Source organism: Halomicrobium sp. HArcel3, assembly GCF_058933135.1.
In genome coordinates this window covers 197,911-215,803 of the sequence record NZ_JBZYDN010000005.1, presented here as the reverse complement: position 1 = coordinate 215,803, position 17,893 = coordinate 197,911, and the positions used below count along the sequence as shown (strand labels likewise).

The 17,893-nt window shown below is 66.7% G+C and carries 15 protein-coding genes; 4 read left to right on the top strand and 11 right to left on the bottom strand.

Translation table 11 applies throughout. The annotated features are described in order from the left end of the window. Positions 1–46 precede the first annotated feature (46 nt). From AC5FRV_RS14555 to AC5FRV_RS14510, 10 genes are all read right to left on the bottom strand, one after another. A complete protein-coding gene (locus AC5FRV_RS14555; protein ID WP_493561806.1) occupies positions 47–1,012 on the bottom strand; it encodes a hypothetical protein in 966 nt (321 codons plus the stop codon). Between the two features lie 338 nt (positions 1,013–1,350). Then, positions 1,351–2,238, bottom strand: a complete 888-nt coding sequence (gene argF / locus AC5FRV_RS14550; protein ID WP_493561805.1) for an ornithine carbamoyltransferase — start codon at positions 2,236–2,238, stop codon at positions 1,351–1,353. Between the two features lie 2 nt (positions 2,239–2,240). Beyond that, complete coding sequence (locus AC5FRV_RS14545) at positions 2,241–3,311, bottom strand: [LysW]-lysine hydrolase (protein ID WP_493561804.1); 1,071 nt, start codon at positions 3,309–3,311, stop codon at positions 2,241–2,243. After that, a complete protein-coding gene (locus AC5FRV_RS14540; RefSeq protein WP_493561803.1) occupies positions 3,308–4,435 on the bottom strand; it encodes an aspartate aminotransferase family protein in 1,128 nt (375 codons plus the stop codon). Before AC5FRV_RS14540 ends, AC5FRV_RS14545 begins: the two co-directional genes overlap by 4 nt. 277 nt (positions 4,436–4,712) lie before the next feature. Next, positions 4,713–5,561, bottom strand: a complete 849-nt coding sequence (locus AC5FRV_RS14535; protein WP_493561802.1) for an acetylglutamate/acetylaminoadipate kinase — start codon at positions 5,559–5,561, stop codon at positions 4,713–4,715. An 18-nt stretch (positions 5,562–5,579) separates the two neighbouring features. After that, positions 5,580–6,617: an N-acetyl-gamma-glutamyl-phosphate reductase gene (gene argC / locus AC5FRV_RS14530; protein WP_493561801.1), complete on the bottom strand. Its 1,038-nt coding sequence runs from the start codon at positions 6,615–6,617 to the stop codon at positions 5,580–5,582. After that, a complete protein-coding gene (lysX, locus tag AC5FRV_RS14525; protein ID WP_493561800.1) occupies positions 6,617–7,513 on the bottom strand; it encodes a lysine biosynthesis protein LysX in 897 nt (298 codons plus the stop codon). Before lysX ends, argC begins: the two co-directional genes overlap by 1 nt. Before the next feature lie 95 nt (positions 7,514–7,608). Continuing rightward, positions 7,609–7,773 carry a lysine biosynthesis protein LysW gene (gene lysW / locus AC5FRV_RS14520; RefSeq protein WP_089813023.1) on the bottom strand — a complete coding sequence of 55 codons (165 nt, stop codon included), beginning with the start codon at positions 7,771–7,773 and terminating at the stop codon, positions 7,609–7,611. Positions 7,774–7,963: 190 nt separating this feature from the next. Next, the gene (gene argH, locus AC5FRV_RS14515; RefSeq protein ID WP_493561799.1) at positions 7,964–9,472 is read right to left on the bottom strand and encodes an argininosuccinate lyase; all 1,509 of its coding nucleotides are present in this window, start codon (positions 9,470–9,472) and stop codon (positions 7,964–7,966) included. Between the two features lie 4 nt (positions 9,473–9,476). Further along, the gene (locus tag AC5FRV_RS14510) at positions 9,477–10,745 is read right to left on the bottom strand and encodes an argininosuccinate synthase (protein WP_493561798.1); all 1,269 of its coding nucleotides are present in this window, start codon (positions 10,743–10,745) and stop codon (positions 9,477–9,479) included. A gap of 336 nt (positions 10,746–11,081) precedes the next feature. Here AC5FRV_RS14510 and AC5FRV_RS14505 point away from each other — a divergent pair, with 336 nt between their 5' ends. Together AC5FRV_RS14505 and AC5FRV_RS14500 are read left to right on the top strand one after the other, a co-directional pair. Next, entirely contained in the window at positions 11,082–11,252 is a 171-nt protein-coding gene (locus AC5FRV_RS14505) for a DUF7554 family protein (protein WP_493561797.1), read from the top strand. A gap of 88 nt (positions 11,253–11,340) precedes the next feature. Beyond that, complete coding sequence (locus AC5FRV_RS14500; protein ID WP_493561796.1) at positions 11,341–11,850, top strand: 2'-5' RNA ligase family protein; 510 nt, start codon at positions 11,341–11,343, stop codon at positions 11,848–11,850. 41 nt (positions 11,851–11,891) lie between these two features. Here AC5FRV_RS14500 and AC5FRV_RS14495 read toward each other — a convergent pair whose 3' ends face one another. Beyond that, the gene (locus AC5FRV_RS14495; RefSeq protein ID WP_493561795.1) at positions 11,892–12,242 is read right to left on the bottom strand and encodes a hypothetical protein; all 351 of its coding nucleotides are present in this window, start codon (positions 12,240–12,242) and stop codon (positions 11,892–11,894) included. A 159-nt stretch (positions 12,243–12,401) separates the two neighbouring features. Here AC5FRV_RS14495 and AC5FRV_RS14490 point away from each other — a divergent pair, with 159 nt between their 5' ends. Further along, positions 12,402–12,824 (top strand): PPC domain-containing DNA-binding protein, encoded by a 423-nt coding sequence (locus AC5FRV_RS14490; protein ID WP_493561794.1) that lies wholly within the window; start codon positions 12,402–12,404, stop codon positions 12,822–12,824. Beyond that, positions 12,825–17,891: a DNA polymerase II large subunit gene (locus tag AC5FRV_RS14485; protein ID WP_493561793.1), complete on the top strand. Its 5,067-nt coding sequence runs from the start codon at positions 12,825–12,827 to the stop codon at positions 17,889–17,891. The last annotated feature ends 2 nt before the right edge of the window (positions 17,892–17,893 follow it).

Here is a 17,893-nt window from a genome sequence, read left to right as displayed (position 1 = left end):
CATCTGGTACGAGACGCGGTGGGCGACGTCGCCACGGCACCGCCAGTCAGTCGCCGTCGAATCCCCGGACCGTTATCGCGATGGCGTCCCGAGTCGGGACGTCGCGGACGCTGTAGGTTCTCGGCCACGGCCCGGTCCCGTGGGCGTCTTCTGCCTGTGGGACGGGCCGTTCGTCGGTGCCCGAGAGTCCCGTCAGGTACGCTCTCGTGACCATCGGCTCGACGAAGGAGAGTTCGGCGACGCCGTCGTCGTCCGCGTCGTACACGCCCCAGATGAGCGCGTTCGTGAACGGTTCGCCGTCGAACTCCGATGCGTTGCGGTTCACCAGGTGTTCGCCCATGTCCGTCACGACGGCGGGGCCGCCGACGTTCGGGTCCGGCGCCCGCGAGAAGCCTTCCGGGATCCGGGCCGCTGGCACGTCGTGGCTCGCTCGTCGCAAACCCTCGATGGCGTCGACGGTGGCCATCGGCAGCGCGTGGAAGTGGACGTCGAAGTGGGGAACCCCGTAGACGCCAGGCGGCGGATGCCCGCCAGGGTTCCAGTTGAGTCCGAGGAAGGTGATCGACGTGCCCTCGGCGTCCGGGAACGGGACGAAGAACTCCAGTGAGCGCTTCCCGTGTATCGTCGTCGCCAGGCCGCCGGGCCCGTACTTGTCGTCGTATCCGCCGCAGTCCGCGAGATCGGCTGCGGACGGTAGTTCCTGGAGCGCTGCCCGGTCGATCAGGACACCGTGGATGGTTGTTGTCCCGGAGGTGGTCGTCGTCGTGAACGTCCGCGCTTCACCGTCCCCCAGAGTCACCGAGGGACCCCACTTCGTGAGCGACTCGGGCGGAAAGCCGCCGCAAGCGCCGGACCCGCTCGCCTCTCGCCCGCTTGCACTGGCGCTCGCGAGTCCCGACGTTCCGAGCGCCGCCGTCGACACGGCCGACTGGACGAACCGCCGCCGGCCGATCAGCCCGTTCGTTCGATGCTCCGTCCGCTCGCCGTTCGTCGCTGTAGCGTCCTGTGACATGGTTGTTGGCGACGTCGGCCGGTTCGACATCGGCCCCGTCAGGTGTATAGACTCCCACGGCCACCATTCCTGTTACGATTGCGGAACTTACAATCGCCAAATAGGTGGGTGGCTCGCGGCGCTCGCGAACCGCTCTCTGCTCACGGGCACTCCTCGGAAAATCTGGACCGAAAAACCGACCTCGCTCCGCTCGCTCGGCACTACTTCTGCGCCGCCAGCCACGCCAGCAACCCCTCCCGAGCCACCTTTTTCTTCGTCGGGTCGTTCGCTCCGCTCACGACCGCTTCTCGAAAAACGTGGGCGAAAAAAGGCGGGCCTCACTGCGTTCGGCCCGGAAACTAGCTCTGCGCCGCCAGCCACGCCAGCAACCCTTTCTGGGCATGCAGGCGGTTCTCTGCCTGGTCCCAGACGATGGCGTTCTCACTCTCGATGGCGGCGTCGGTGACCTCCTCGCCGCGGTGGGCGGGCAGGCAGTGCATCAGCGTCCGGTCGCCGAGCACGTCGGGGGTTATCTGGAAGCCGTCGAACGCTTCGAGTTTCTCGCTACGCTCGTCCTCCTGGCCCATGCTGACCCAGACGTCGGTGTAGACCACGTCGGCGTCGGCGATGGCGGCGTCCGGGTCGTTGGTGGTCTCGGGGGCGTCGCCGACGGCCTCGGCCCGCTCTAGCACGCTCTCGTCGACGCCGTACCCCTCGGGCGTCGCGACGGTCAGGTCGAGGCCGGTCATCGCCGCGCCGAGGGCGAACGACTGGCAGACGTTGTTGCCGTCGCCGACCCAGGCGACCCTGACCTCGTCGAAGTCGCCGAACTCCTCGCGGATGGTGAGCAGGTCGGCGAGCGTCTGGCAGGGGTGGGCGTCGTCGGTGAGGCCGTTGACGACGGGAACGTCGGCGTACTCGGCCAGTTCCTCCACGTCCGCGTGGTCGAAGACTCGCGCCATCAGGAAGTCGACGTAGCGGCTGAGCGCCCGGGAGGTGTCCCTGACGGGTTCGCCGTGGCCCAGGTGGATGTCGTCGGGGCCGAGGAAGACGGCGTGGCCGCCCAGCTGGGTCATCCCGGTCTCGAAGGAGACCCGGGTCCGCGTCGAGGGCTTCTCGAAGACCATCCCTAGCGTCTGGCCCCCGAGGAGGTTCTCCCCGCCCAGCGACTTGATCGTCGCCGCGCGGTCCAGCACGTCGGTCAGTTCGTCGGTCGTCAGGTCGTCGACGTCGAGGTAGTGCTGCATGGTCAGTCCTCCAGCAGGCGGTCGGTGACGTCCTCGAGGACGGCGACCGAGCGGTCGTACTCATCGAGGACGATGTGTTCGTTCGGCGCGTGGTCGAGGTCTGAGTCGCCGGGGCCGTAGGTGACCATCGGGCAGTCCCAGGACTGGGCGAAGACGTTCATATCGCTCGTCCCGGTCTTGCGCAGCAGGGCGGGGTCGCCGCCCTGCTGGCGGATGGCCGCGCGGAACGCCCGGGCGACGCTGGTCCGCGGACTCTGCATGACGGGCTCGACCTTGTCGTCCCAGTGGACGGTGCCGTTCGTGAGGTGGCCGTCGGCGATCTCGCGGATCTCGTCGGTGGTGTACTCCGGCGGGACCCGCAGTTGCACGTCCATCGTCGCCTCGACGGAGAGGCCGTCCTCGGAGATGCCCCCGTCCATCGAGACGGGCTTGGTAGTGACGCGTTCGAACACCGGGATCCAGTCGTCGGGTTCGAACTCCTCGTCGACGGCGGCCCACCAGTCGATGGCGTCCTGGATGGCGTTGTTCTCGGGACGGGAGGAGTGGCCCGACTCGGAGGTGGCGACGTAGGTGCCCGCGAGCAGGCCGCGGTAGCCCAGCGTGATACCCTCCCAGCCGGAGGGCTCGCCGTTGATCACGGCGTCGGGCTCGGCATCGCGGTCCTCGACGAGGAAACGCCCGCCGCGGGAGTCGACCTCCTCGCCGACGACGCCGACGAAACTCGCGCCGGTGCGGACGGCGGCGACCGCCATCGCACACAGCGGTCCCTTGGCGTCGACCGATCCACGGCCCCACAGCTCTTCCTCGCCCTCGTCGTTCTCCTCGATGCGGACGGGGATGTCGCCGGGGACGGTGTCGACGTGGGAGGTCAACAGGACGCCGTCGTCCGCGGGCGCGCGGACGTTGCCGACGTCGTCGAGCCACGCCTCGCGGCCGTGGTCCTCGAAGAAGTCGCGGAGGAACTGCGCGCACTCCGCCTCCTCGGGCGTGACCGAGGGGATGCGGACGACCTCTTCGAGGAGTTCGCGGGCCGACTGGTCGGTGACGGTGGTGGCCGTCTCCGCTGCGGTCATCCTATCACCTCGGCCATGGCTTCCACGACCTCGTCGGCCTGGTCCTCCGTGATGGTCAGCGGCGGGAGCAGGCGGACGACGGTGCGGCCGGCGGGCAGCGCCAGGATCTGGTGGCTCATCGCGAGCTGCTTGAGGTACCGCATCGCCCCCCGTTTCACCTCGACGCCGACCATCAGCCCCTCGCCGCGGACCTCGCGGACGTCGTCGCCGAGTTCCGCTTCCAGGCGCTCCTGCAGGTAGTTCCCGACCGATTCGGCGTGGGCGGGAACGTCCTCTTCGACGATGGTCTGGACGGTGGCGTTGGCTGCAGCGGAAACGACGGGACCGCCGCTGAAGGTGGAGGCGTGGGAGCCGTACTCCTCGGCGATCCAGTCCCGGCAGAGCGTCGCGCCCATGGGGAATCCGTTGGCGAGTCCCTTGGCCGACGTAATCATGTCGGGGACGACGCCGGTCTGTTCGCAGGCCCACAGCGAACCGGTGCGCCCCATCCCTGTCTGGACCTCGTCGAAGACGAGCGCCGCGCCGACCGATTCGGTCGCCTCGCGGGCCGCTTCGAGGTACTCGGCGGAGGCGGGGTTGATCCCGCCCTCGCCCTGGACGGGTTCGACGATGACGGCGGCCGTCTCGTCGTCGACGGCCTCGTGCATGGCCTCGGGGTCGTCGTAGGGGACGAACTCCACGTCGCCGGCCAGGGGCTCGTAGGGTTTCTTGTACTTGTCCTTCCACGTGGCCGCGAGCGAGCCCATGGTGCGGCCGTGGAAGCTCTGCATCGCGGCGATTATCTTCGAGTTCCCGGTGGCGCTGCGAGCGAACTTCAGCGCCGCCTCGTTGGCCTCCGTCCCGGAGTTACAGAGCCACACCTTGTCGATGGGGTCCGGTGCGGTGTCGGCGAGCGTCTCGTACAACTCCGTGCGGGCGGAGTTGGGATACGACGCCTGGACGTAGGTCAGCTTGTCTATCTGGCCCTTCGCCGCGGCGTCGACCGCCTCGTGGCGGTGTCCGAGCGGGACGCACGCGTAGCTCGCGCCCATGTCCAGGTACTCGGTACCGCTGTCGTCGTAGAGGTACGGCCCGTCGCCCTCCTCGATCTGGATCGGTTTCTCGTTGAAGACGAATCCGCTCATTGGAAATCACCTGTAGCGACCGCTGTCGTCGAATCTACCGTCGTCGACAGGAACTCGAAAGCCCCCGACCGTTCGACCGTCCGGGACTCGTTGTGCTCCTCGCCCACCGTCAGAGCGAAGCTCTGACGAGCCCTCCCTCGCTTCGCTCGCGAGGACTTCGGGCTGCGGTGCTTACGTCGTCCGGGACGGATCGAACGGCCGGCCCCTTTCATTCCTCCCGAACGGCGGTTTGTCGAAGCGTCGAAGCGCGTGGTAGCGTACGTTGTCGTATCGAAACTCATTGCTCGGCCTCCTCGGCGTCGGAAAGCGCCGAATCGTAGAGATGGGTGCCGTCGCCGTCGAGCGCCGAGAGGATCGGTTCGTCCGCGTTGGCGTCTGCGACGACGACCTCGGGAGATCCGCCGTCGAGGGCCTCCTCGGCGGCCATGACCTTGCGGCCCATGAACCCCTCGGCGGCGTCCTCCAGGTCTGCCCACTCCTCGCCCGTCTCGACGGTCTCGATCAGCGTCTCCGAGTCGTCCGGGTCTTCGTAGATGCCCTCGACGTCGGTCAGCAGGACGAGCGTCGCGTCCAGCGCGGCGGCGATGGCCGCGGCCGAGCGGTCGGCGTCGGTGTTGACGGGCAGGATTTCGTCGTCGTCGGCGCCGGCCATCGGTGGGCTCGCGACGGGCGTGTAGCCGCCGTCGAACAGCGACTCCAGCAGGTCGACGTTGACCTCGCGGATGGTTCCGGAGTGGTCGCCGCGCTTGATCTTCTTCTTCCCGTCCTCGACGACGCGGACGGCGGACTTGCGGGGGCCGTGGAGGAGCTTGCCGTCCACGCCGTTGAGTCCGACCGAATCGACGCCCTGGCTCTGCAGGCCGGCGACGAGCTGGGTGTTGAGGTGGCCGAACACCATCTCGAACACCTCCATCGTCTCCTCGTCCGTGAATCGACCGACGACGCCCGACGGCGTCTCGACGTACGTCGGCTCGATGCCGAGCCGTTCGAGCGTGTCGTCGACGGCGGTCGACCCGCCGTGGACCACGACCACGTCTTCGCCCTGCTCCACCAGTTCACTGACGTCAGCGAGCGCTCCAGCGGGGTCGACCGCGCGAGCGCCACCGACTTTGATAACGATTGTCATGGAAAATTCACCTCCAGCTTACGGCGCGCCGACGGGGTGGAAGCCGGTAAAGTCCAGCCCCGCCGTCTCTTCGAGACCGAGCGCGACGTTGGCGGCGTGGACTGCCTGGCCCGCCGACCCCTTCATCATGTTGTCGATGGCCGAGAAGACGACGAGGCGCCTGTTCGCGGCGTCGACCTCGAAGCCGACCTCGGCGAAGTTGGTGCCCGCGACGGCCTTGGGCTCGGGGTAGCGGTAGACGCCGCCGCCGCCCGAAGCCATGCGGACGAACGGTTCGTCCTCGTAGCTCCCGCGGTAGGCCTGCCACATGTCGCCCTTCGAGACGGGCCCGTCGGGGAAGACGTGGCAGGTCGCCGCCGCGCCGCGGATCATGTCCACGGCGTGAACGGTGAAGGAGACGTCGACGCCGAGGAACTGCTCGATCTCCGCCTCGTGGCGGTGGCCTGTGGGCGCGTACGGGCGGACGACGCCCGAGCGCTCGGGGTGGCTCGACGCCTCGCCGCCGCCGGCGCCGCCCTCCGAGGAGCCGACCTTGACGTCGACGACGATCTGTTCGTCCCCGCTCAGAATGTCGTGGTCGAACAGGGGCTTCAGGCCCATGATCGTCGCCGTGGCGTTACAACCGCCGGAGGCGATCAGGTCCGCGCCGGGCAGGTTCTCGCGGTTGAGTTCGGGGAGCGCGTACTCGGACTCGGCGAGCAGTTCGGGGCGCGTGTGCCCGTCGTACCACTCGTCGTACTGCTCCTCCGAATCGAGGCGGAAGTCCGCAGACAGGTCGACGACGGTGTCGGCGGCCTCCTGGAAGGCGTCGATCTGTTGCATCGAGACGCCGTGGGGCGTCCCGGCGAACAGCACGTCCACGCTCTCCAGGTCCTCGGGACTGGTGAAGCGCAGGTCCAGGTGGCGGAGGTTGGGGTGGGAGTGGCCCACCGTCTTGTTCTCCTTCGAACGGCTCGTGGCCTGTGCGATCTCGAACTCGGGGTGGCCGTCCAGCAAACGGAGCAACTCGCCGCCGGTGAAGCCGGAGCCGCCGACGACGCTTGCGGTGTAGGACATCAGGCCGACACCTCGCCCGCTTCTGCTTCTTCCTCGACCTTCGTCTCCAGCCAGTCGACGACCTTCGCGGGGACGTCGACGTCGGTGACTTCGGACAGGGCCTTGAACTCGACCGTGTGGTTGACCTCGTGGACGGTGTAGTCCTCGGGGTTCCCGTCGGCGTCTTCGCCGACCTCCATCAGGTCGATGCCCAGCAGGCCGCCGCCGACGGAGTCGCTGGCCTTCTCGACGAGTTCCAGCGCACGGTCGTCCAGTTCGAAGGTGTCGGTGTCGGCGCCCTTCGCGGCGTTGGTGAGCCAGTGTTCGGACTCGCGCACCATCGCGGCCACGGGTTCGCCGTCGGTGGCCAGCACGCGGATGTCGCGGCCCGGCTTGTCGACGAACTCCTGGACGTAGAAGATCTTGTGCTCGTAGTGTCCCAGGGTCTCCTTGTGTTCGAGGATGGCCTCGGCGGCGTCCTTCGAGTCGATCTTGGCCATCAGGCGACCCCACGAGCCCACGACGGGCTTGAGGACGCACGGGTAGCCGAACGCCTCGATGGACTCCATGGCGGCGTCCTTGGTGAACGCCACGTCGGTGTTCGGCGTCGGGACGCCGGCCTCGACCAGCGCGAGGCTGTTTTTCACCTTGTCGGCACAGATCTCGGCGGTCTCTGGCCCGTTGACGACTGGGATGCCGTAGGCCTCGACGAACTTCGTCGCGTAGACGGAGCGACTGGTCGCGAGGCAGCGGTCGACGACGATATCGACGCCGTCGAAAATCTCGGGAGCGTCCTCGATGTTGAACTGCTGTTTCCGGACGTCGATCTTGGTGACCTCGTGGTCACGCTCGCGAAGCTCGTTGAGCAGGAGCTTCTCGTCCTGGCGGATGCGCGAATAGAGTATTCCTACGTTCACGTGAGCCACCTCCTGGTGGCGAGGGTGAGCTCACTGAAACGTGTTTCAGTGGTGTTCATTTTTGTCTCTGTGCGGCGAGAGTAGTCACGACGGACTTACTCTCCCCAGTCTTCCTCGAGCTCGGGCGCGGAGTCGAGCTCGACGGGGTCGACGCCGATCACTTCGAGTTCGGCGCCGCAGGTGGAACAGTCGACGATCTCTCCGACTTCGAGGTCCTCGTGCAGGGAGACTTCGGCCCCACACTCGACGCATTCTGGCATTGTACTCCCAATTCGATCAGCGACCCACTTAAAGCCTTCGAACTTATCAGAATAGAATAGTAACGCATACTACCGTCTAACGGTCAGAAACGCGCAATTACAGCAACACGGCGACTTCCTATATCAGGAATGTGGTATAATTTCCCCTCGCGGGGATGGCCGCTCTACCGGTCGCCGGGCGAACCGGAACTCAGACATAGCGCTCCACCTCCGTCTGGAGCGTCTCGCCGGCGGATTCGACGGCGTCGCGTTCGGCGACGACGGCGTCGCGGTGGGCCGACAGTTCGTCTTCGGCGGCTGACAACTGCGCCGTCACCGCGTCGGGCGCGGGGCCACCGCGGGAGTCGCGCATCGCGACGCTCTCGACGGGATCGAGTGCGGCCTCGACCGCGTCGCGGGAGACGTGCTCGTCGAGTGACTCGCCCAGAACCTCCCGCGTGACCGCGTCGAGGTCCTCGTAGTCCGGCGCCTGTCCCTCGAAGTCACGACTGGCGACCGTCGCGACGACTTCGTGGGCGGTGCGGAACGGGACTCCGGCCTTCGCCAGCAGGTCGGCGACGCCCGTGGCCGTCGAGAACCCCTCGCCGGCCGCCTCTGCCAGCACGTCCGCGGGCCACTCCGCGGTCGCCACCGCACCGGTCGCGACTTCGACGCTCTCGGTGACGGCGTCGACAGCGCCCCAGACGTGGGTCGTCGCGCGCTGCAGGTCGCGGTTGTACGCGCGGGGTAGCCCCTTCAACGTGGTGAGCAGGCCGTTCAGCCCCGCCGTCGCGTCGCCGGTGCGCCCGCGCACGAGTTCCATCGTGTCGGGGTTCTTCTTCTGGGGCATGATGGACGACGTCGACGAGTACTCGTCGGCCAGTTCGACGTGGCCTTTGCTGGCGAAGCCGACGACGTCCTCGGCCAGCCCGGACAGCGTCGTCGCCAGCGCGGCGAGCGCGGCGTTCGTCTCGACGAGGAAGTCCCGCGTCGAGACGGCGTCCATCGAGTTCTCGACGATACCCTGGAATCCGAGCAACTCGGCCGTGCGCTCGCGGTCGACGTCGTAGGGGACGCCGCCGAAGGCGCCGGCGCCCAGGGGATTGCGGTTCACGCGCCCGTAGGCGTCGAGCAGGCGTTCGGTGTCGCGAGCGAGGGCCTGCTCGTAGGAGGCGACCCAGTGGCTCACCGTCGTCGGCTGGGCCGGCTGGAGGTGGGTGTAGCCGGGCATCACGGTGTCGGCGTGTTCCTCGGCGACGCGCAGCAACGCCTCGCGGGCCTCCACGACCGTCTCGATGGTGTCGAGCAGATCCTCACGCAGGCGGTAGCGGATGTCCGCCGCCACCTCGTCGTTGCGCGACCGCGCGGTGTGCATCTTGCCGCCCTCGCTTCCGACGCGGTCGATGACGGCCGATTCGATGGCTTCCTGGACGTCCTCGCCGTCGGGGAGCGCGCCGTGGCCGTCTTTCTCGATGTCGTCCAGCGCGCGCAGAATCTCGCCGACCGTCTCGTCGTCCACGATGCCCTGCTCGGCGAGCATCACGACGTGGGCGCGGTCGACGGCCAGGTCGGCGTGGAAGATGCGCTCGTCGGCGTCGAGCGAGGAGAGGAACGCGCGGGCGGGGCCGCCGCTGAAGCGGTCGCGGCGGACGGCCGTCTCGCGTCCGGCGGCTGCCTGGCCCGCGTCGTTCGCGCCGGTCTGGTCCTCTCCGTCGCTCATCTCTCTATTCCTCCGTGTCGTGGTGCTCCGCGGCGGAGATACCTGAGCCGTCCGTCACGGCCTCGCTCTTGCCCTTCGCCTTCTCCAGTACCTTGTTCGCCAGGCGGGACTGGAAGCCGTGGTACTTCGCGACGCCGGTGGCGTCCTCCTGGCTGATGGAGCCGGTGACGGCCTCCTCGTTGAACGACGCCGCCGACTCGCTGTAGACGGAGTACTCGGAGTCGCGGGAGACGGCGCGGCAGTGGCCGCCTTCGAGCTTGACGGTGACGGAGCCCGTGACGCGCTCGTTGGTCTCGTCGATGAACGCCTCCAGCGCGCCCGTGAGGGGGGCGTCGACGAGGCCCTGGTACCCTTTCTGGGACCACTGCTGGTCGACGTGCTGTTTGAACTCGCGCTCCTCGGCGGTGAGGACGAGCCCTTCGAGGGCCTCGTGGGCGGTGAGCAGCACCGTCGCGGCGGGGTGCTCGTAGTTCTCGCGTACCTTGAGCCCGAGCATGCGGTCCTCCATCATGTCCGTGCGACCGACGCCGTGGGCGCCGGCCTGCTCGTTGAGCTGTTCGACGAGCTCGACCGAGTCGAGTTCCTCGCCGTCGACGGCGACGGCCTCGCCCTCGTCGAACTCGATATCCACGAGTTCGGCGTCCTTGCCGGAGGGATTGTCCGTCCAGAGGTAGATGTCGTCCTCGGGGATGGTCGAGGGGTCCTCCAGTTCGGAGCCCTCGATGGAGCGGCTCCAGAGGTTCGTGTCGATGGAGTAGCGGCCGCCGTCGCCGCCCTCGACGGGCAGGCCCTTCTCCTGGGCGTACTCGTTCTCCCACTCGCGGGTGAGACCGAGTTCGCGCACGGGGGCGATGACCTCCAGGTCGGAGTCGCGCCAGACCGCCTCGAAGCGGAGCTGGTCGTTACCCTTGCCGGTACAGCCGTGGGCGATGGCGGCACAGCCCTGCTGTTCGGCGACGTCGAGGATGGCTTTCGCGATGACCGGGCGCGCGAGCGCGGTGCCCAGCGGGTAGCCCTGGTAGTCGGCGTTGGCCTTGACCGCCTGCAGGCACAGGTCGGCGAACTCCTCGGTGGCGTCGACGACGTAGTGGTCCAGCCCGAGGGCCTCGGCCGTCTCCTCGGCCTCGTCGAACTCGTAGCTCGGCTGGCCGACGTCGACGGTGACGCCGATGACGTCGTCGTAGCCGTACTCTTCTTTCAGCAGCGGGACGCAGACCGTGGTGTCGAGCCCACCGGAGAAGGCGAGCGCGACGGTTCCGTTTCCGTCTGTCATGATTGGTGTGTTGGTGTAGCGTGTGGTGTGTCTGTCGATTCAGATGTCCGCTCGACAGACGGCGAGCGGTGCTCGGAAGCGAGACGAACCGGAGGACGAGAGGTGAAGTAGTGGTGGGCCTAGAAGAGGGCCCGTCGCCGGAATCGCGGTGGGAAACGTCGAACAGACCCGGTGGTGGCGACCGAGCGGACGCCATCGGCGCGGGTCTGACTCATGTACCTCGGGGTATCACGGATTCGTACTAATAGCTTGCGAGATCAGTCCGGAGTGCGGTGGTATGACACGCCCCACTCGCCGGCCACAAAGCTTGTCGTGGCCCCTCTCCGACCGGCGGATATGCTCGACGACGTCGCGGTAGAGACGCTCCTGAAGGTCGTACTGGTCCTCGTGATCGTCTGGATCGCGCTCGACATCGTCTCCGAACTGGTGTTCGAACTGCTCGGACCGTTCCGCCCCCTCGTCGGTCTGTTGATCGTCGTCCTGGTCGTCGTCTGGTGGCTGGACTGATGGGGACCGACGGACGTTCCGGATTTCGGGCGACGAGCCCGGAGACGTGATCGCGGCGCTTTTGCCGGCTGCCCATCTCTCGATAGACGTGTTCAGCCTCAACGTCCCCGTTCCGAGCGAGGTGGCCAGGCTGGCGAGCGACCTCGCCCTGGAGATTCCGGGCGCGGAGGAGCGCTCGCGCGGCCGCCACACGCTCGTCGTCAAGCGCCTCGGGACGGGTGGCTACGAGTCCTACCACGCGATGGAGGCCCGCGTCCGGGAGCTTCTGGACGGGCAGCCCGCCTTCGCCGCCAGAGTGGACGGCATCGACATCTTCGAGGAGGCCACGAACGGCTCCTCGCCGGTGATCTACCTCACCGTCGAGAGCCCCGGGCTGTGGGACCTCCACGAGCGCCTGTGCGAGGAGTTCGGCGCGCTCGACGGGCTGGAGGGCGAGGACTACGACCCCCACGTCACCATCGCCCGGGGCGGGCCGATGGACGCCGCGCGGCGGATGTGCGACCGCGAGATAGAGCCGGTGGAGTGGCACGTCGAGGCGCTCTCCTTCCTCGACGCCGAGCGCGGCCACGAGGCCAGTCGCATCTCCCTCCCGGCCTGATCGCACCCGTCGCCGAACTGCGCCGCCTAGTGCCGCCCTTCTCAGGCCGGCAACTCGGAGAGCCGGTCGTCCTCGCGGACGAACGTCCGGACCGTCTCGACGGCGACGTCGAGTTCGTACGCCGGCCGACCCTTGCCGACTGGCGAGGTCCGCTCCGGTCGTTCGCCGGTCACCAGCCCCCGGTCCTCCAGAGTCCGACAGGCCTTGACGAGGTCGCCTTCCGTGAGTCGGCTGCCGACCACGGTTTCGAGGTCTTCGAGCCGGCCGCGACACGCCTGGAGGACGTCCGTCGCCTGGGCAGGCGTCCGGTCCGCACGGGCCAGTTCGGCGAGTTCGTGCAGGACGAGCCGTTCGGTCACCGAGGTCGATTCCAGCGACGAGCTGTCTGGCATACGTCAGCATAGGGCGCGGAGCGCTATACCTCTTGCCGACACGGCGGGGGTAGCACTGTCGTCCGACCCGCCGACGAGTCCGTCGTATCCGTCGGACGCCGCGCCGACTGCAGACCGGTGGCGGTAGTCTTTTGATAACCGACTCCGTCTCATTCGCGTATGGATTACCGTGAGGTCGAGACGACTCGCGAGTTCGTCTGCACGCTCGACCACGGGGGCGACTGGCGCGCCCAGATCGAGACCTTCGCCGCCGACGAGGGGATCGACGCGGCCTTCTTCACCGGCCTCGGCGCGGTGCAGGACGCCGAGATTATGTTCTACGACCAGGAGGAGATGGCGTACGAGTCGATGGTGTTCCCCGAACCGCTGGAGGTCGCCGCCTGCGTCGGCAACGTCTCCATCCTCGATGGAGAGCCGTTCGCGCACACACACGCGGTGCTCTCGCGGCCCGACGGCGAGGCTATCGCGGGCCACCTCGACAGCGGAACCGTCTGGGCCGGTGAGTTGCACGTCCGCGCGTTCGAGGGCTCACTCGAACGGGAACACGACGAAGCGACCGATCTAGATCTCTGGGAGCTATAGATGCGGGAGGCCGACGAGCAGTACTTCGAACGGCTCGAATCCGACCTCGACGACGCCTTCGAGGTCGCGAAGGCCGCCCGCGAACGCGGCGGCGACCCGACGAAGGACGTCGAGATTCCGACCGCCCGCGACATGGCCGACCGCGTCGAGAACATCCTCGGCATCGAGGGGGTCGCCGCGCGCGTGCGCGAGCTCGAAGGCGAGATGAGCAGGGAGGAGGCGGCCCTGGAACTCGTCGAGGACTTCGTCGAGGGCGAGGTCGGTGATTACGACTCCAAGGCCGGCAAGATCGAGGGGGCAGTCAGAACCGCAGTCGCGCTGCTGACCGAGGGCGTGGTCGCCGCTCCCATCGAGGGGATCGACCGGGTCGAGATCCTCGACAACGACGACGGCACGCAGTTCGTCAACGTCTACTACGCCGGCCCGATCCGGTCGGCCGGTGGGACCGCCCAGGCCCTCTCTGTCCTGGTTGCCGACTACGCCCGCGCGCTGCTCGGCATCGACCAGTACAAGGCGAGAGACGAGGAGATCAACCGCTACGCCGAGGAGATCGACCTCTACGACAAGGAGACCGGTCTCCAGTACTCGCCCAAGGAGAAGGAGAGCAAGTTCATCGCCGAGAACATGCCGATCATGCTCGACGGCGAGGCCACTGGCGACGAGGAAGTCTCGGGCTTCCGCGACCTCGACCGAGTGGACACCAACTCCGCCCGCGGGGGGATGTGCCTCGTCGCTGCAGAGGGGATCGCGCTCAAGGCCCCGAAGATCCAGCGCTACACCCGCAACCTCGACGAGGTCGACTGGCCGTGGCTGCAGGACCTCATCGACGGCACCATCGGCAAGGACGACGGCGAGGGAGAAGGAGAGGACGACGGCGACGCAGCGGACGGGGAGGAAGCGGAGGGCGAAGCGAGCGACGCCGAGGAGTCCGAGGGCGGCGACGGCGGCGACGACTACCCCACTTCGCCCCGCGTCGACCCCGCCAAGAAGTACCTCCGGGACTTGATCGCGGGTCGCCCGGTGTTCTCACACCCTTCGAACGCCGGCGGGTTCCGCCTGCGCTACGGCCGCTCGCGCAACCACGGGTTCGCGACCGCGGGCGTCCACCCGGCGACGATGCACCTCGTCGACGACTTCCTCGCGACGGGGACCCAGATCAAGACCGAACGGCCCGGCAAAGCGGCAGGGGTCGTCCCGGTCGACAGCATCGAGGGCCCGACTGTCCGCCTGGCCAACGGCGACGTCCGGCGGATCGACGACCCCGAGGAAGCGCTCGAAGTCAGGAACGGCGTCGAGAAGATACTCGACCTGGGCGAGTACCTCGTCAACTACGGCGAGTTCGTCGAGAACAACCACCCGCTCGCGCCCGCCTCCTACACCGTCGAGTGGTGGCGCCAGGAGTTCGACGCGGCGGGCGCCGACGTTCAGGCGATGGCCGACGACGTCCACGTCGACCTGGCGGACCCCTCTGCCGACGAGGCCATGGCGTGGGCCCGCGAGTACGACGCACCGATCCATCCGAAGTACACCCACTGCTGGCACGACGTGAGCGTCGGCGAGGTCAACGCGCTGGCGACGGCGGTAGAGAACAGTCGCGTCGCACAGACCGACGGTGCCGTCGCGGTGGACCCGGCGTCGACGCAGGACGGTGACCTCGTCCTCCCGCGCTCCGAGACGGTCCGAAAAGCCCTCGAACACCTGCTCGTCGAGCACACCCAGCGCGAGGACGACCTCGTCGTCCCGGACTGGCGCCCGCTCGTGGCGACCCTGGGCTTCGACCTGGACACCATGGACCGGGACTGGACGGTCGGCGACCTCTCCGAACGCGCTCGCACCTACGACGGCGGCGACAACGCCATCGAGGCGATCAACGAGGTCGCCCCCTTCGAGGTCCGCGAACGGGCCCCCACCCGCATCGGCAACCGGATGGGCCGCCCCGAGAAATCGGAGAGCCGCGACCTCTCGCCGGCGGTCCACACGCTCTTCCCCATCGACGAGGCCGGCGGCGCCCAGCGCTCGGTGAGCGACGCGGCCTCCCACGCCGAGGAGATGAACGACCGCCAGGGCATCGTCGACGTCGAAATCGCCCGCCAGCGCTGTACCGACTGCGGGGAGGAGACGTTCCGCGCGCGCTGTCCGGAGTGCAACGGCCTCACCGACGCCGTCTACGAGTGCCCCGACTGCGACCGCGAGGTCGAACCCGACGAGGCCGGTATCGCCGAGTGTCCCTCCTGCGAGACGGGCGCCTATCCGACCCAGTACACGGAGATCGACATCGGCGAGGAGTTCCGGAACGCCCTCGAATCGGTCGGCGAGCGCGAGACGGCCTTCGACATCGTGAAAGGCGTCGAAGGGCTGATGTCCGCGGAGAAGGTCCCCGAGCCGATGGAGAAGGGCATCCTCCGGGCCAAACACGACGTCACGGCGTTCAAGGACGGCACCGTCCGCTACGACATGACGGACCTGCCCGTGACGGCGGTTCGGGCGACGGAACTCGACGTGACCGTCGACCAGCTCCAGTCGCTGGGCTACGAGACCGACGTCCACGGCGACCCGCTCCGACACGACGACCAGCTGGTCGAACTCAAGGTCCAGGACGTCGTCCTCTCCGACGGCGCGGCCGAGCACATGCTCAAGACCGCCGACTTCGTCGACGACCTGTTAGAGCAGTACTACGGCCTCGAACCCTTCTACGACCTCGACGACCGCGAGGAACTCGTCGGCGAACTCGTCTTCGGGATGGCGCCACACACCAGCGCGGCGACAGTTGGGAGAGTTATCGGATTTACGACAGCAGCGGTCGGATACGCGCATCCGTACTTTCACGCCGCTAAGCGTCGCAACTGTTTCCATCCGGAGACGAAAGTATGGTACGAGGCCGCTGATGGCGATGCCAGATACGCTACCATAGCGGAGGTCGTCGAAGAGAACCTCGACAGCCCACGAGAAGACGACTTCGGCTCGCTGGTCGAAGAACTGGACGGCAATCTGTTCGTTCCGTCGGTAACTGAGGATGGCGAACCGGTGAGAAAACCTATCGATGCGGTTTCAAAGCATCCGTCCCCGGACCACCTCATCGAAATTGAAACGAAAGCAGGTCGCACGCTGACCGTTTCACCCGAGCATTCGATGCGCCGTTGGGATGGTTCGATCGAGCGCGTACACGCTCGTGACCTCCAAGAGGGCGACGAGTTACCGATGCCGAAGTCGGTTACAGTCGACGGCTCGGTTGAGGAGATCGATCTCCTCAGCCGATTCCTCGATTCTGATGCGATTCCAAACGAGGATCTGATGATCCGGGGGCTCGGTTCGGAGACGATCAAATCACTTCTCGACGACGCAACGTCGGGCGATTACTACCTGAAACCGACTGCCGAACAGTTAGGTGTCAGCGACTCCACCGTCTACAACTGGGTTGGCCGTGATAGTATCCCTGCGGGCGTCCTCGATCAATTACTTGAAGAGCCCCTCTCCGAGGTAATTCCTGGCGATGTTTCACTCTCGATACGACGAGATTCGGCCAACGTCGATCGATATCTGGAAATCGATGACGACTTCGCTACCGTTCTTGGATACTACGCTGCCGAAGGGTTCACCCGCCAGCAGTCGGGCAACTTCTACCAGACGACGATCTGTATCCCCGACGAATCGGCCCGTGAGGATATCATCGATGTCTTCGACGAGTCACTGGGCGTCGACTGTTTCGAAGAGAACGAGTGGAAAGTCACGGTTTCGAGCCGGCTGGTCACGGTTCTCTTCGACGACATCCTTTCAACTGGATGCCGTGCCGAGAGGAAGCGGATACCGTCTGCGATTATGGAGAGTCCAGAACCGGTCCTCCAGAGTTTCCTCGCGGCGTACTTCAGCGGTGACGGTAGTGCTTCCGCGGACCGTATCGAGGTACGGGCCCACACCGTTAGCGACGAACTGAAGTCGGATCTAATTGCCGCACTGAAACGATTCGATATGGTAGCGAAGGCCTATCAGGAAACCCGTACCCCGGAGACTGGCGCTGTTGCGGAGTTCTACGACGAACCACAGACATTCGACACATGGGTCCTCAAACTCACGTCAGAAAACGCCGCGCGTTTTGCGGACAGGATCGGATTCCATCTTGATAGAAAATCAGACACGTTGCAGAACGCCCTCGACTCGATCGAACTTCGAACACAACGGCTTTGCGGTGACGGCGGTGAGATCTGGACCGACGAGGTCGAGCGCGTTGAAATCGTCGAAAGTGAGGTCTCCCACCTCTATTCGTTGACTGTCGAGGATACCAACACGCTAGTCGCCAATGACCTCTTCGTAGGCCAGTGCGACGGCGACGAGGACTGCGTGATGCTTCTGATGGACGGTCTGCTGAACTTCAGCAAGTCGTTCCTCCCGGACAAACGCGGCGGGAAGATGGACGCCCCGCTCGTCATGTCCTCCCGCATCGACCCCTCGGAGATCGACGACGAGGCCCACAACATGGACATCATGTGGGAGTACCCGAAGGAGTTCTACGAGGCCACCCGGGAGTTGGCCGACCCCGGCGAGGTCGAGGACATCATGAAGATCGCCGAGGAGACGCTCGGGACGGATCGAGAGTACACCGATTTCGCGCACACGCACGACACCTCGAACCTCGCCGCCGGGCCGGACCTCTCGGCGTACAAGACGCTGGGGTCGATGACCGACAAGATGGACGCCCAGCTCGCCCTCTCCCGGAAGCTCCGGGCCGTCGACGAGACGGACGTCGCCGAGCGCATCATCGAGTACCACTTCATGCCGGACATCATCGGCAACCTCCGGGCGTTCTCGCGCCAGGAGACTCGCTGCCTGGACTGTGGCGAGAAGTACCGCCGGATGCCCCTGTCGGGCGAGTGCCGGGAGTGCGGCGGCCGCGTCAACCTCACCGTCCACGAGGGGTCGGTGACGAAGTACATCGACACCGCGACGGAGGTGGCCCACGAGTTCGGCTGCCGCGAGTACACCAAACAGCGCCTGGAGATCCTGGAACGCTCCATCGAGCGCGTCTTCGAGAACGACAAGAACAAGCAGAGCGGGATTGCCGACTTTATGTAAGA